16 protein-coding genes are annotated in these 14401 nt (G+C 59.0%); 10 read left to right on the top strand and 6 right to left on the bottom strand.

Going from position 1 to position 14401, the window contains the following annotated elements:
* Positions 1-10 precede the first annotated feature (10 nt).
* The 4 genes from CU048_04445 (at position 11) to CU048_04430 (ending at position 2281) form a co-directional block, all read left to right on the top strand.
* Positions 11-841 carry a hypothetical protein gene (locus tag CU048_04445; GenBank protein ID QBR70648.1) on the top strand — a complete coding sequence of 277 codons (831 nt, stop codon included), beginning with the start codon at positions 11-13 and terminating at the stop codon, positions 839-841.
* A gap of 280 nt (positions 842-1121) precedes the next feature.
* Entirely contained in the window at positions 1122-1490 is a 369-nt protein-coding gene (locus CU048_04440) for a hypothetical protein (protein ID QBR70647.1), read from the top strand.
* Positions 1490-1933, top strand: a complete 444-nt coding sequence (locus tag CU048_04435; GenBank protein QBR70646.1) for a hypothetical protein — start codon at positions 1490-1492, stop codon at positions 1931-1933. The genes CU048_04440 and CU048_04435 overlap by 1 nt, the downstream gene beginning before the upstream one ends.
* Positions 1934-2281 carry a hypothetical protein gene (locus CU048_04430; protein QBR70645.1) on the top strand — a complete coding sequence of 116 codons (348 nt, stop codon included), beginning with the start codon at positions 1934-1936 and terminating at the stop codon, positions 2279-2281.
* A gap of 56 nt (positions 2282-2337) precedes the next feature.
* Here CU048_04430 and CU048_04425 read toward each other — a convergent pair whose 3' ends face one another.
* Entirely contained in the window at positions 2338-2652 is a 315-nt protein-coding gene (locus CU048_04425) for a hypothetical protein (protein ID QBR70644.1), read from the bottom strand.
* 80 nt (positions 2653-2732) lie between these two features.
* Complete coding sequence (locus CU048_04420) at positions 2733-3368, bottom strand: peptidase S24 (protein ID QBR70643.1); 636 nt, start codon at positions 3366-3368, stop codon at positions 2733-2735.
* A gap of 134 nt (positions 3369-3502) precedes the next feature.
* Here CU048_04420 and CU048_04415 point away from each other — a divergent pair, with 134 nt between their 5' ends.
* The 3 genes from CU048_04415 to CU048_04405 all read left to right on the top strand — a co-directional run bounded on the left by CU048_04415 (position 3503) and on the right by CU048_04405 (position 5219).
* On the top strand, positions 3503-3844 hold the full coding sequence (locus CU048_04415; GenBank protein QBR70642.1) for a hypothetical protein: 342 nt from the start codon (positions 3503-3505) through the stop codon (positions 3842-3844).
* 2 nt (positions 3845-3846) lie between these two features.
* Positions 3847-4362 carry a hypothetical protein gene (locus CU048_04410; GenBank protein QBR70641.1) on the top strand — a complete coding sequence of 172 codons (516 nt, stop codon included), beginning with the start codon at positions 3847-3849 and terminating at the stop codon, positions 4360-4362.
* Positions 4363-4574: 212 nt separating this feature from the next.
* Positions 4575-5219: a chromosome partitioning protein ParB gene (locus CU048_04405; protein ID QBR70640.1), complete on the top strand. Its 645-nt coding sequence runs from the start codon at positions 4575-4577 to the stop codon at positions 5217-5219.
* A gap of 55 nt (positions 5220-5274) precedes the next feature.
* Here the strand turns inward: CU048_04405 and CU048_04400 are convergent, their stop codons facing one another.
* Positions 5275-6414 (bottom strand): hypothetical protein, encoded by a 1140-nt coding sequence (locus CU048_04400; GenBank protein ID QBR70639.1) that lies wholly within the window; start codon positions 6412-6414, stop codon positions 5275-5277.
* A gap of 243 nt (positions 6415-6657) precedes the next feature.
* Here CU048_04400 and CU048_04395 point away from each other — a divergent pair, with 243 nt between their 5' ends.
* Positions 6658-7101 (top strand): hypothetical protein, encoded by a 444-nt coding sequence (locus CU048_04395; protein ID QBR70638.1) that lies wholly within the window; start codon positions 6658-6660, stop codon positions 7099-7101.
* A 562-nt stretch (positions 7102-7663) separates the two neighbouring features.
* Here CU048_04395 and CU048_04390 read toward each other — a convergent pair.
* The 3 genes from CU048_04390 to CU048_04380 all read right to left on the bottom strand — a co-directional run bounded on the left by CU048_04390 (position 7664) and on the right by CU048_04380 (position 12842).
* The gene (locus CU048_04390; protein ID QBR70637.1) at positions 7664-8005 is read right to left on the bottom strand and encodes a hypothetical protein; all 342 of its coding nucleotides are present in this window, start codon (positions 8003-8005) and stop codon (positions 7664-7666) included.
* Positions 8006-8571: 566 nt separating this feature from the next.
* Entirely contained in the window at positions 8572-9141 is a 570-nt protein-coding gene (locus CU048_04385) for a hypothetical protein (GenBank protein QBR70636.1), read from the bottom strand.
* Between the two features lie 20 nt (positions 9142-9161).
* Positions 9162-12842: a ribonucleoside-diphosphate reductase, adenosylcobalamin-dependent gene (locus CU048_04380; protein QBR70635.1), complete on the bottom strand. Its 3681-nt coding sequence runs from the start codon at positions 12840-12842 to the stop codon at positions 9162-9164.
* A 280-nt stretch (positions 12843-13122) separates the two neighbouring features.
* Between CU048_04380 and CU048_04375 the strand changes: the two genes are divergently transcribed.
* Positions 13123-13524 (top strand): NADH:ubiquinone oxidoreductase subunit NDUFA12, encoded by a 402-nt coding sequence (locus tag CU048_04375; GenBank protein QBR70634.1) that lies wholly within the window; start codon positions 13123-13125, stop codon positions 13522-13524.
* 165 nt (positions 13525-13689) lie between these two features.
* A complete protein-coding gene (locus CU048_04370) occupies positions 13690-14397 on the top strand; it encodes a DUF2155 domain-containing protein (protein ID QBR72656.1) in 708 nt (235 codons plus the stop codon).
* The last annotated feature ends 4 nt before the right edge of the window (positions 14398-14401 follow it).

Raw genomic sequence — 14401 nt, 5'->3', positions numbered from 1 at the left:
CCGCGAACGGATGACCAAGCGTCCACCCATGCAAAGGCGCTGTGAGCCCTTTGCTCAGACCATCACCGAACGAATCTTGTTGGCCGCCGCTAGGCGGCTTTTTTATTGGAGCAAGTCCATGGCCGCTTCGAATTACCAAGCTTGCATCGCCTTCACCTTGAAATGGGAAGGGGGCCAAGCCAACGATCCGCACGATCCCGGCGGTAAGACCAAAGAGGGCGTTACCCAGCGTCGATATGATGAATTCCGCGATGCGGGCCATCTTCCTCGGCGCACTGTCTTTCAAATGACAGCCATGGAGAGGGATGAAATCTATCGCGGCGGCTATTGGCAACCGGTCAATGGCGACGCACTCGCGGCGGGTGTGGATCTTGCGGTCTTCGATTATGCCTTCAACAGCGGTCCGGCCCGTGCGTTGCGCGCTTGGCGGATTGCCGGGGCGAAAAGGGCATCTGCCGAAGCGGTCATTCAAAGGCTTTGTGAAGTACGGCTGTCCTTCCTCCATTCTCTCGGCAACTGGCGGTATTTTGGCACTGGATGGGGCCGCCGCGTAGCGGCGTGCGAGGCAGAGGCCATCAAACTGGCTTGCGGAAAGGAAGCTCCAGAAGTTCTTCGTAAGAAGGCCAAAGAAGCCGGGAGCCGATCGAGAAAGCACATCGCGAAAGCCAGTGCCGGCGGCATCGCAGCGGCAGGCACCGAAGGCGGCAGCCATCTCATAAGCGGGGACACGATGTTTCTCATCGTCATCGCCGCGGCCATCGCGGCGGGTGCCGGGATCCTCGCCTTCCAGTCATGGCGACAAAGCCAGCGTGCGACGGCGTTCAAGGCAGCTCAATCATGATCCACAATCCGTTGGAAATGATGATCGTCGCCGCGCTGCTTTTTGTGGCGGGCGTGTGGGTCGAGTGTCAGGATCCCTCGCCGAAACCTTTTGCAATGATTGCCTGGGGCTGCGGGTTTCTGACCATCGGCTTCTTGGTGATGGTTTGTACCCATCTCGCGGTCCCGGCTTAAACGCGCGCAATTTGCGTTGCTTCTTTGCCCTTTAAATTTCCGGAAGAGTCGCCTCATACGGCGGCCGTGCCGAGGGATTAGGTCCGACGTTAAGGAAAGGAAACAGGATGCTTTGGTTTGTGTTCGTGACAGCGGCGTCGTTCATAATTTATCTCTGGATTCTTCGCCCCAAGCTTATGGAATTTCGGGTCGTCGCGGGAATACTGGCCAAAATAGATGCCCAGGGTCTGTCGTTCCTGCAGCGTCTCGGACTTCGGTTGCTCGGTATGAAAACCACGATTCTCGGCATGACTGGCGTTCTGGTCTCGGCCCTGCCGGGGCTGCTCGAGGAGCTTCATCAGGTTGATTTCGGCGCCTTCCTTTCATCGGGCGCGGCCCTCAAGATCACGAGTGCAATTGCATTGGCGATGACCGTCACGCACATCTACGGCATCGTAACGGCCGCAAAGATCGACCCGGTGAAAGGGGACGAGTAATGTCCGCCCTCCTTCCGATTCTTAACTATTTGTTGGGCGCGATCATCAAGCCCTTTGTCGCGGCCTGGGCCGATTACGAAAAGACAAAACTGGCCACGCAAGAAGCGGGCTTTTCAGCCGCGGCGGCAGCAGATTCCACGATCTTGCGAACCGCCTTGAAGACGGACGTGGAAAACAATGCTCTGAAGGTTCAGGTCTACGGCCACTGGATCAATCGTGTTGTCCTGTGGGTGGCCGGATTTCCGGCCGCGCTGCATTTCGGCCTGGTCTTCGTCGATACGATCCTCGCCTCCAAATTCGCCTATGGAGCGGCGCTTCTCGGCGTCCCGAAACTGCCGGCCCCCTATGACACCTATGAATGGGCGATCGTTACCAGCTTTTTTTTGGTTCATGGGGTCCAGCTTGGAACCAGCAATGTTTCGGCATGGCTTGATCGCAAGTGATTGTTGAGCCGCAGGCATGGCAATCCCGCTGACGGCTTGGCGGGGTCTGAGGATCAAATTGCGCGGTGGAAGGTGAAGAGCATGCATACGGAAGGAAGCATCTGGAGCACGCTAGGCGCAGGCGGACTGGGTGCCCTGATTGGCGTCCTCGGGACGATTTTTACCGCGATGATCAACCGGCAGGCGCCGATGGCGGCGCTTGTTGACGCGCGCATCCGGATGCTGATCGAGGGCTATGAAAGCCGCATAAACGACTTACAGGAAGAAATTGCGAAGCTCGAGTCTAAGATCGATGCCCTGACTCTCGCGCTCAACGAAGCACAGACCCGCCGCGGTCTCGGTCTTTAATACGACTTAAAACGCTTTGCCAAACGAACAATCGGTTTCGTGTCTCGTTGCAGGAATCACGTTGGCGCGCGCTGTTGGAGCCTGCGGGCTCGCCGCAGCGCGCGGCCGAGAAGAATGATAGCCTTGGCGTTAATGAGCGGTACTTCCCCTCCGAAACCGAACCAGCGGCAAGGGGCCCTTCGTTCCACTTCGACGAGATGGCGGCCGATTGCAATCATTGTTTCGGGCGCCGCCGCCGACAGCCCTGAATAGGCAGTGTCGAGACTCATCGGTTGCCGCGCGTAGCACCGTGCCCGATGTTTCACCGATTGGATGACAGTGCGCGTGGCTTGCGCACGAAGCGCGGCTTCGACAGAAGGAAGGAGGGGCACGGGTCGGCTCCAAAGATCGACCCGCCATTCATAACAGGTAATAATACCTTATACAAGGTAATGATACCCTATATGTGGGCTTACCTTCGGCGCCACTGACCGGATCTTACAACGCCCTTGATCTCCGCCGCCCATTCGATGCGGACATTCCGGATCGGCGCGGCGTTGTGGCTTTCCAGATCAAAAGTTCCCGTCGCGGCTCCCCGCTGGATGCGTTTCAGATAGCGCTTGCCGTCGGCGGTCCTGACCGCTGCCTCCCATCCGATCACCTCGTCCACATTGGTCCCCTGGCGCCAGCAAATGATCACATCGCCAGGGTCGTAGCGCGGCCACATGCTGTCGCCTTCCACCTGAAAGGCGATCGCATCCGTCGGGATCGGAAACGGAACTTCGATTTCATATAGTCCCTCGGGAGGGATTTGTTCGAATTCCGGTTGAATCTCAGCCCCAGCGCCAATCCGCCCGACAACAGGCACCAAATTTCCGGGACTGGGCTCGCCGGCTCCTTCCAGCAGCCAGGCCGCGGTCGTCTGCAAGACGGGGGCGAGCGCGACCAGGGTTTCGGTCGTGATGCCCCTCCGGTCGTTGTTTTTGACTGCCCGCTTCAAATTGCGAATCGCGTCCGGGCGCTTGGCGGACAGGGATGCGGCATGCGCCGACAGCCCCACGGCTTTCAGGCGGCTTTCGATCCGGTGGAGGATGTCATCGAGTTCCATATACGGTAGAGTAACCGAATCAAGCACCTCTTGCATGCGGTAAAAATACCTTGACAAACACGGTAATAATACCTTATTCCTGACCGGACGGCGCGGCGGTTCGGCCCCCGTTCGAAGCAAGGAGGGTGTTAACCGTGGATGTCGCAACAGAGGTTCACAAATCGCGCTGGACGGGAGAGCGAATCGCTCGGCTCGGCTTTCTTCTCGGCCTCGGCTGGGATGCCAAAAGGGTCGCGGAAGATCCCATCATCGCCTCGACCCCCAATAATGTGCATCGACAAGCGCAGCGTTTCGGCCTCGCGTTTCGCGCGGCGGCAGCGGCCTTTTCCTTGCGCCTGCCGCCTGACGCCAGCCGTCATTTCGACGCCGCGGCGGCCAAGCGAAGCCTCACGCGCGAAGCGATTATCCGGCTGCTGCTCCTTGAGGTCGCCGCCGATCCGCACCTCATCGACAATATTCTCGACGATGGGGCGTGAGCATGAACGAGGAAACAATCCCCGACCCGCTCGACGCGCCGTTCTTTCCCGAGCGCGAGGCTCTACCATTGCGATGGGAAGCAGAGCTTGTCGGCAAAAGACTCGTGCAAGCCTTTGTCACGCTTGATCGCTTGCCGGGTTTGCGGGGACCCCGCGCGCCGGGCGGCCATTGGCCACGCACGGTCACCGAATGGGCCGACCAATTGGCTCAGGCGGAACTCAGCGAGGCCGAGCGCCGCGAGCGGCAGCAGGCTGCCAACCGCATAAAAATCCGCCCTACGGCCCTGGAGATCGCTCGGATGGACGCCGCCTTCGAATGGCTGCGCGAGTTGCGCATTGAGGATTCCGGTATGGCCCTGGTGACGACCCTGTGGGCGTTGCGTGCCGCGCGCGGCCGCTCGATCAAAAAGCTTTGCGCCGAAAAACAATGGGCGCCCCACACTTTTTATCGCAAGCGCGCCAAGGCGCTCGCAAATCTGGCGAACGCGCTCAACGCGCGTGGCGTGCCGGTGTTTTAGTTTCCTCAGCCCGGCGATCCTTTTTGGGCCCGCTCTGCCGCCCTCATCCACGCTTCCCAAATCTGCGCCATCATACCGCATGAACGACGCCAGGCAGATCGTATTATGGATAGGGACTTCAACTCGATAACGGGTCTCCGGGAAGCACGGACGTGGGTGACATTGGCGTAGGATGGGTTGAGGCGAAACTTGAAGAGTTGCGCCCGACACAAATGACTTTGGGTTATGACGAGGTTGCATTCAAACGGCGGATTTGGAGGGCACAGACGAGCGACGAGAGAAGCCGTTTCATTTGTGAGCACCCTTTTCCAGCCGTAGTTGGACCCAAGGGCGAATATTACATCTTGGACGGCCACCATTTGGGTCGGGCTCTGTTCGACGAGGGGGTCGATAAGGTCCGGCTTTCCCTCATCGATGATTTCTCGCACCTTGACCCGGGCATGTTTTGGCAGGTCATGGAACGGCGCAATCTGATCTATCCCTATGATCAGGGCCGGCGTCGTGATTTTGAGGACATGCCAAAGAGCTTACGAGATTTGCTCGACGATCCGTTTCGCAGCCTTGCGGCGCAGGTCCGGCGTTTTTGTCAATATGGAAAAGATCCGACGCCCTTCGTCGAATTCCAGTGGGCGGATTATCTTCGCAACCATATCTCATTTTCAACGCTCAGAGCCTATCCAGAGCGAGCGTTCAAATATGCAAGAAGGCTCTTGCAGAAACGCGCAACGAATCTTGGCGGAAAAGTTGGCGCCAACTCCATGCCGCCAGCGCAATCAGGTCGCCCGCGCTGCTATCACAGTCTGCGATCTTGCGACGAGTGCGATGCGCGCGCCCTGCAAACGATGTCGAGCGCTTGAAGACTCTCGACCGGCCGTTAGCGTGTGCCGCGATGTTCGACCCCGAAATTGCGGCCTACTCGTGCACGTTGACAGTAATGTTCACCGTGACCTGACCGGACGGTACGGAGAGAGTTGTGGCGGCAGGCGCTGCTGCCGGAGCAAACTCCGCCGGACCCGCGGCGGCTGCGGCCCACGGCGGCTGGCAGTCGTTAGCGGGTTTCAGCTTGGGGTCGATCAAGCTGAGATACGTCGTCAATGCGTGCCAGCAGCCGGGCGAAGGCCATACCTTGAACCCGGAATCATATTGCTGCAGCGTATTGACGTGGGTAAAGCCAAGCGGAAGATAGGGGACGATGTCCGGTAGATTGTCGATCCGCCACGAGGTCAGACCCAAGGCGTTGAACGCGTTTGCGAACGCCAAGTCGCCGACGCGCGGAGACGCGAATGTGTAGACGGTCGGAGTGGGGATCTGATCGGAGCTCGCATTGTCCAGCACATAGAGTGTGGCGAGCGCTGCGCCGAGGCTGTGGGCGGTGACGGCAAGCGAGGTCGCCGGCGCGACCGCTTCGGCGCGCGGCTGCTCCGTGCTTCTGTTGACCAACGCGGCCACTTGCTGAGAAAATCCGCCGACGGATTTGAGCGACTGCGGCGCCGCCAATTCGGTCAAGGCTCCCGACGGATTGGCGACGACTTCAAGCGTTTCGTAAATTTTCAAGAACCCAAAGCCCGCCGAACCGAAGTTCTTGAACGGGACAAGGCGGATCGACGTCAAGTCGTCCCACCATTCGACCCAAGTGGATGTCCCGCGAATAGCGAGGATGAACTGGTTCGGTTCGGCCTGGCTTTGGGCGATGATCCCATAAAAGGTCAAACCTGTGCTCTCGAAGATAAAGTCGCGCATCTGGATCCAGGCCGCGAGGCGATAGCCTTTGGGAAAATCCGCAGATGGCTTCGGCGTCAGATTGCTCGGGTCATTGCCATACATCGTATAGACGGCCTCGACGAACTGGCCGTAGAAAACCGCTGTCGTGGGATTGTAAGGAGCGCCCTTGGGTAGCGCCGAGCCCGGCTGAATCTGATCAATTTCTTGCATGTTCGTCTCAGCTCCCTTGCAAATAGATTTGTTGAGAAGGCTGGCTCGATGAGTGGGCGATGCATGCTGGAATGAGCCTGGATCTCGCCGCGCGAGCGAGGTCCACAATGTGATTGTCATCGAGCGGTGGCGGCAGCCGACTTGCGCTTGCGTGGCAAACCCGCATGCGAAAGAAAATGGCTCTCAGCGATGGCCAAACCTGATGATGCGGCATTGCCCGCCGATCCATAAAAAATCTTTTGCTTTTAATATTTTTAGGTCGCTGAATACCAACGGATAGGCGTACATGATGTTAAATATATGACAAAACGTGAGGGCAGGGCGCCACTTTGGCAGTGCGACGAAGGGCGGGAAAGACCAGTCATGAAGACGAGACCTGGAGGCGCTTTGAAACGTCTGGCTTTGCTGGCTCTGCTCGGCCTTGCCGGCGCATTGGAGGCCAGGGCCGACATCCTCTGGAATTGGTCCTACCTCAACACTGATGCCAAAATCACCGCGTCGGGCACTCTGACCACCAAGAATTTATCTGTGGGCTCCTATGTGATCACGGCGATCGCCGGTCTTTGGAACGAGGCGGCGATTGCCGGTCTGGAGCCTGATCATTCTTGCTGCTCACCGCCAGGGTGGAACGATAATTTGCTGGTCGAGGGCAGCCCCAAGCTGGATAAGGGCGGCTTCGCCTTTCGCGCGCGCGGGGATCTGAAGATAAATCTTTTCTACAAAAATGGCGGATACGCCTACGAAATTCAAAACGGCCCTGAAGTGTTCGGCGGTGTCTTCAACGCGACGCCAAGCGCCGCAGAGTGATGTGAGCCGGGAAGGCCGCTGGGGGAGGACGCGAATGAGGAACAGAATGCTATGCCTTGCTGCCGCGCTGGTCCCTTTGGCCGCATCGGCCCCGGCCCAAGCGTGCAAAAGCCGTCCTGCTAAAGCGAGCCTTTGCACCATTGTCCCGCACGTTGCCAATGTCCGGGACACGCCGAACGGCCGCGTGACATCCGACGCAACGGGAGTTGTTCGGGTTGGGCAGCAATCCAAGGATGGGCTGTGGGCGCGTATCGAGGTGCCCTGCCTCGGCTTTGTGGGCTGGATTGCCCGTCGGGATCTTGCGTGTGAGGGCGTCTCCGCCAGCGCGCGTTAGCCGCTGAGGCGGTGACTCCAGTCCGCCCAGATAGTCATGCCCGGCCTTGAGCCGGGCATCCAACAATGGACGGTGGATGTTTGGATGGCCGGGTCAAGCCCGGCCATGACACTGGAGTCGAGGAGACACATTCTTCGAGGTCTTGCATTGCTTGCCCGTGCGGCACGTAAAAATCCATTCATCGCATGCGGCAAAAAACTGAACTTTGAACTCACGGATCGAGGCTTGTCATGCCCGGCCTTGAGCCGGGCATCCAACAACGAAGGCAGAAGTTTGGATGGCCGGGTCAAGCCCGGCCATGACACGGGAGCCGATGAGACACATTCTTCGAGACCCGGCATTGCTTGCCCGCGCGGCGCGTAAAAATCCATTTATCGCATGGCGGCAAAAAGCGTATCTGAACTTTGAACTCACGGATTGAGGCTTGTCATGCCCGGCCTTGAGCCGGGCATCCAACAACGAAGGCAGATGTTTGGATGGCCGGGTCAAGCCCGGCCATGACACGGGAGCCGACGAGACACATTCTTCGAGGTCTTGCATTGCTTGCCCGCGCGGCGCGTAAAAATCCATTCATCGCATGGCGGCAGAAAAGCGTATCTAAACTTTGAACTCAAGGACGGAGGCTTGTCATGCCCGGCCTTGAGCCGGGCATCCAACAATGGACGGTGGAAGTTTGGATGGCCGGGTCAAGCCCGGCCATGACACTGGAGTTGAGGAGACACATCCTTCGAGGTTTTGCATTGCTTGCCCGCGCGGCGCGTAAAAATCCATTCGTCGCTTGGCGGCAGAAAAGCGTATCTGAACTTTGAACTCGCGGATTGAGGCTTGTCATGCCCGGCCTTGAGCCGGGCATCCAACAACGGCCGGTGGAAGTTTGGATGGCCGGGTCAAGCCGGCCATGACACTGGAGTCGATGCCGAGATCCGGCATTTGCTTGCCGGCGCGTGTTGCGCGGAAAGGTTCATTCATCGCATGGCGGCAGAAAAGCGTATCTGAACTTTGAACTCAAGGATCGCAGACCGCCTGCGGCGGCGGCCCTTTGGGCCGTCCTTGACTTCAAAGTTCAGACACGCTCGGGTCTGCCACGCGATGAATGGGGTGGTGCGGTCGGGACGACCGCTCTTTGTAAAGGTAGTTCAGATTATCCTTTGCGCATGAAGGCATTCAATAACTGCATCGCAATATGCAGTGAGGTTCCAATGAGCCTTCACTAAGCCGTCAATGTCCACATCGGGATACTCGAAGTAATCGCCAGCCCTGTCGGCAGGATACCGAAAGCGCTCCCCCTTGTTATCAAAAGCATCAATGTGATCGACCACCTGTTCACAATGCTGGGTCCATTCGCAGTCCGCAGAAAACGAGGCGAATCTCATTAGATCAATCAGAGTTCGCCACAGCTTCTTGAGATCATGCCCATACTTTCCGGCGTCAGAGCCTATTTTCGGCTCGAATTCGTTGATGGCGTTTTTCATGGCGAGTTCGATAGATTGACGCGCCAAAAAGAGTAGCGGACCGGCATGCTGAACGCGGCGAAGCTTCAGCGCATTTTCCGCTATTTCCTCAAACTCCTTGGCATAAAAATAAGCATAAGCGTTCCAGGACTGATTGCATGCCATCCCCTGGGCCGAGGAGAGAAAGGGTTTCGGTAGATTTAGCAGACCACTCTGAATGCCCTCCATAGCGTTATCAATAACGATGTCGATCAATCGAGACACAAGCGCCCCTTTCAACTACACCCCGTCGTGGCCCCACACGTATCGCATTTCAGACACGTCCCATTGCGGACCAGCGTGAAATTCCCGCATTCGCTGCAGGCTTCCCCCGTATAGCCCTTCATCCGCGCCTGGCTGCGTTTTTCGGCGATGGTCGCCCGTTCGGCGGGAGTCGTCCATTCGAGCCCGCCGAGTTCCGCTTCCACTTCCATTTCGAGATCGTGTTTGAGCGCCGTCACGGCTTGCGGCGCGACTTGCCCGCCGCCTTGCACCAGCATTAATTTGTCGGCCTTCGAGCGGACAAAACCGCGCGAGACAAATTTCGCGGTTCCGGTCGGCACGCCGCCTTGCGGCGGACGGCTCTGATCCTCTCCCTTGCCCAGCACATCATGGCCGATGTCGCTCGGATCGATATGGGCGAGATCGTTGCGGCCGAGATAGGAGATCGCGAGTTCGCGAAACACGTAATCGAGGATCGACGTCGCGTTCTTGATCGCGTCATTGCCTTGCACCAGCCCCGCCGGTTCGAAGCGGGTGAAGGTAAAGGCGTCGACATATTCCTCGAGCGGCACGCCATATTGCAGCCCGACCGAAATCGCGATGGCAAAATTATTCATCAGCGAGCGGAAGGCGGCCCCCTCCTTGTGCATGTCGATAAAGATTTCCCCGATCCGTCCATCCGAATATTCGCCGGTCCGCAGATAGACCTTGTGGCCGCCGACGACCGCTTTTTGTGTATAGCCCTTGCGCCGGTCGGGCAGCCGCTCGCGGTCCCGGACATGTTCGATCCGCTCGACAATCCGCTCGACGATTCGTTCCGCGACCGCGCTGGCGCGGGCAGGGGCATTCGAGGCAACGAGCGCTTCGACGGCGTCCTCGGCCTCGTCGTCGTCATCCGCGATGAGCTGGCTGTTCAAGGGCTGCGACAGTTTCGAGCCGTCGCGATACAGCGCATTGGCTTTGAGGCCGAGCCGCCAGGAGAGCATATAGGCCTCCTTGCAGTCTTCGATGCCCGCGTCATTGGGCATGTTGATGGTCTTCGAGATCGCGCCCGAAATGAAGGGCTGCGACGCCGCCATCATGCGGATGTGGCTTTCAACCGACAGGAAACGCTTGCCGGTGCGCCCGCAGGGGCTGGCGCAATCGAAGACGGCGTAATGCTCTTGTTTCAAATGCGGCGCGCCTTCGACCGTCATGGCGCCGCAGACGAAAATATTGGCCGCGTCAATATCGGCGCGGGAAAAGCCCAAGAAGCTCAAAACATCGAAATTCTGATCTTCGAGCCTTTCCGCCGGAATTTTGAGCGTGCCGGTGAGGAAGTCGGCGCCCAGCGTCCATTTGTTGAAGACGAATTTGATGTCGAAGGCGCCGGCAAGCAAAGCCTCGATCTCGGCGAGCTTGGCGTCCGTAAAACCTTTGGCTTTGAGGCTCGCGTGATTGATGCCCGGCGCATTGTGCAGCGAGCCATGCCCCGTCGCATGGATCTCGATGGCCGCGATCTCGGCTTCGGAATAGCCGAGCGCGCGCAAACCTTCCGGCACGGCGCGATTGATGATCTTGAAATAGCCGCCGCCCGCAAGCTTCTTGAATTTGACGAGGGCGAAGTCGGGCTCGATTCCCGTCGTGTCGCAATCCATCACCAGGCCGATGGTGCCGGTCGGCGCGACGACGCTCACCTGCGCATTGCGATAGCCATGCAGCGCGCCCTGCGCGACGGCGCGATCCCAGGCGGCCGTCGCATGGGTCGCGAGTTCATCATGCAGGACACAGCCGCGCAACGCCGCATGATCGAGCGGGACCGGGGTGATTGACAAATTTTCATAGCCGGCAATTTCGCCCAAGGCGGCACGGCGATGATTGCGCATGACGCGCGCCATCGCGGGGGCATTCTCCTTATAGCCGTCGAAGGCACCGAGCTCGCCCGCCATCTCGGCTGAAGTGGCATAGGCGACGCCGGTCATGATCGCGGACAGCGCGCCGCAGATCGCGCGGCCTTCGTCGCTGTCATAGGCAATGCCGGACGACATCAGGAGACCACCGATATTGGCGAAGCCGAGCCCCAGCGTGCGATAATCATAAGAAAGCCGGGCGATTTCCTTGGCCGGAAATTGCGCCATCATGACCGAGATTTCGAGCACGATGGTCCAAAGCCGGACCGCGTGCTCATAGGACTCGACATCGAAGGATCCATTCGGGGGATCGCGGAACGGCAACAGGTTCAGCGAGGCAAGATTGCAGGCCGTGTCGTCGAGGAACATATATTCCGAGCAGGGATTGGAGGCGACGATCGGGCCGGCGGCCGGGCAGGTGTGCCAATCATTGATCGTCGTATGATATTGCAGGCCAGGGTCGGCCGAAGCCCAGGCGGCGTGGCCGATCTTTTCCCACAGCTCGCGGGCCTTCATCACCTTATGCGCTCTGCCGTCGAGGCGGCGGGTCAAGGTCCAATCGCGATCATCCTCGACCGCGCGCAGAAATTCATCCGTGACGCGGACGGAATTGTTCGAGTTCTGGCCGGAAACGGTCAGATAGGCCTCCGAATCCCAGTCGGTCGTAAAGGTCTCGAATTCGATATTCGTATGGCCCTGCCGCGCGAGCTGGATGATCTTCTTGATGGAGGCGTCGGGAACGAAGGCACGCCGCGCCAGCTTGATTTCCTTTTTGAGCGCCGGGTTTTTTTCCGGGCTGAAACAATCGTCACCCGGTCCTTCGCAATTGACGCAGGCCCGCAGAATCGCCTTCATCGCCTTTTGCAGAATTTTCGAGCCGGTGACGAGCGCGGCGACCTTTTGCTCCTCCTTCACCTTCCACTCGATATAGTCCTCGATGTCGGGATGATCGGCATCGACCACGACCATTTTCGCGGCCCGTCGCGTGGTGCCGCCGGATTTGATCGCCCCCGCAGCCCGGTCCCCGATCTTCAAAAACGACATCAGGCCGGAGGATTTGCCGCCGCCGGAAAGCTTTTCGTTTTCGCCGCGCAGCTTGGAAAAATTCGAGCCGGTGCCCGAGCCATATTTGAAGAGCCGCGCCTCGCGCACCCAAAGGTCCATGATGCCGCCGTCGTTGACGAGGTCGTCGGCGACCGACTGGATGAAACAGGCATGCGGCTGCGGATGTTCATAGGCCGACTTCGACTTGACGAGTTTTTTGGTCTCGTGGTCGACGTAATAATGGCCTTGGCTCGGGCCATTGATCCCATAGGCCCAATGCAGCCCCGTGTTGAACCATTGCGGGGAATTGGGCGCCGCCATCTGGCGCGCCAGCATGAAGCGCAATTCGTCGTAAAAGGCGGAGGCATCGGCCTCGGTGTCGAAATATTTGCCCTTCCATCCCCAATAGGTCCAGGCGCCGGCCAGACGATCGAACACTTGCTTGGCCGAAATCTCCGATATAAAGCGTTCCGGCTTCGGCAGATCCGCGAGCGCTTCCTCGTCTGGCTCGCTCCGCCAAAGGAAGGAAGGAACGGCGTTTTCCTCGATTCGCTTCAGGCGCGAGGGCACGCCCGCTTTGCGGAAGTATTTTTGGGCGAGAATGTCGGCCGCGACTTGGCTCCAGCTCGCCGGCACCTCGATGCCATCCAGCGAGAACACGATCGATCCGTCCGGATTACGGATTTCGCTTTTGGTCGAGCGAAACGCGATTTCCGCATAGGGGGACTGATCCGGTTTGGTGTAGCGCCGCTCGATATGCATGGGTATCCCTCGAAGATGAACGATCCGGCACGCGCCTGATCGCCGATTAGGGCGAGCAGATTGACTCGATATGGACGTGGTCCGCTACGCGGCATCGGTCTTGTCCACACCAGAATCTGTGCTGTGGATCATGGGTATAACTATATATAGTATACAAATCGTAAGTTTTCGCCACAGGCGGGGTCACAGAATTGATGCGCTGGACAGCGAGGGCCGGCGCGGTCATAAACGCCCGCATGCTGGCGGATCGATGCGGCAAAGCCGAAGGCAGATCAAACCCATGAGATTGCTCTATCAGTTTTTTACGTGGTGGAACGGTGAAACGCTGAACACCCGGCTTCACACCCTGCTTTTTGGCAAATTCGTCGGCGTCGACCAATTCGGAAACCGCTATTACCGCAGGCGGAGAATCGATCCGGCGCTTGGCTTCGAACGGCGTTGGGTCATTTATGCCGGCCAGAGCGAAGGCTCGATGACGCCGCCTGGCTGGTATGGCTGGCTTCACCACACCGTCGATGTCCCGCCGACCCAAGAAACTTACACGCCGCGTGCGTGGGAATTGCCCTATCGGCCCAATTTGACCGGCACCCCGGAGGCGTGGCGCCCGCCGGGCTCGACATTGCGGGCCAGCGCGCGCCCGCCGGCGACAGGGGATTACGACGCCTGGACACCAGAAGGCTGAGCGGAGTTTGCTCAAGTTCCCGGTCCCTCGATGAGAATGTCCACTTCCGGCCGCAGTTTCGTGCTGGGTTCGCGCCTGTCCAATGCGTCCAGGCAAACGCAGCAGAGGCGAATTTTACAGTTTCTTTGGTTCCGTTGTGGCGGCCGGTTTATGAACGAAGCTTCGATGCGAGTCTTCCGTACGCTACAAATTCTGTGTCTCGGTTTGATTTTGGCGCTGATTGTTTCCGGCAGGGCGGAGGCCGACAAGATCAAGCACCCCATCGCGGTCTTCGCGGGACTGGACAAGATCACCGGCCGCACCATCGCTTTCGAGGCGGCGACAGGCGAGACCGTGCAATTCGGCTCACTGCAGATCACCGAACGTGCCTGCTACACGCGGCCCGCGACGGAGGCCCCGCAGACGACAACCTTCATCGAAGTCGATGAAGTCGATGCCAACAATAATTACAAACGAATTTTTTCAGGTTGGATGTTCGCGGCGAGTCCCGGCCTGCATGGCATAGAACATCCCATCTACGATATCTGGCTGACAGACTGCAAAGGCGGCGGCGAAGTCGTGGTGACGGCTCCCGAGGCGCCCGCCGAGGCCGAGCCCCCGCCGCCGGAAACACCCAAGGCTGCCGAAAAGCCGGCACGCCGGCAACGCCGCGCGCAGCCAAGCGAAAATGCAGTGCCGCCGGATGCGGACCAGCTTGGCGAGCCGCTTCCTGAACCCTCAAGGGCCCCGCCGCCGCGCAGCAGCGGCCCGATTGAAGTTGGACCGCCGCCGGGCCTCATCCCGCCGCCGCAAGGTAGCCGCCGCCAACCCGCGCAACGCTATTATCCAGCCGATCCAGGGCCGCCGCGCGAGCCTGATGTGGACGGGAATTAGCGGC

It is taken from the genome of Beijerinckiaceae bacterium, assembly GCA_004564215.1.
In the GTDB taxonomy this organism is placed as follows: domain Bacteria; phylum Pseudomonadota; class Alphaproteobacteria; order Rhizobiales; family Beijerinckiaceae; genus Methylocapsa.
Note: the sequence above shows the minus strand (reverse complement) of the source record. Positions and strands in the feature narration are given on the sequence as shown.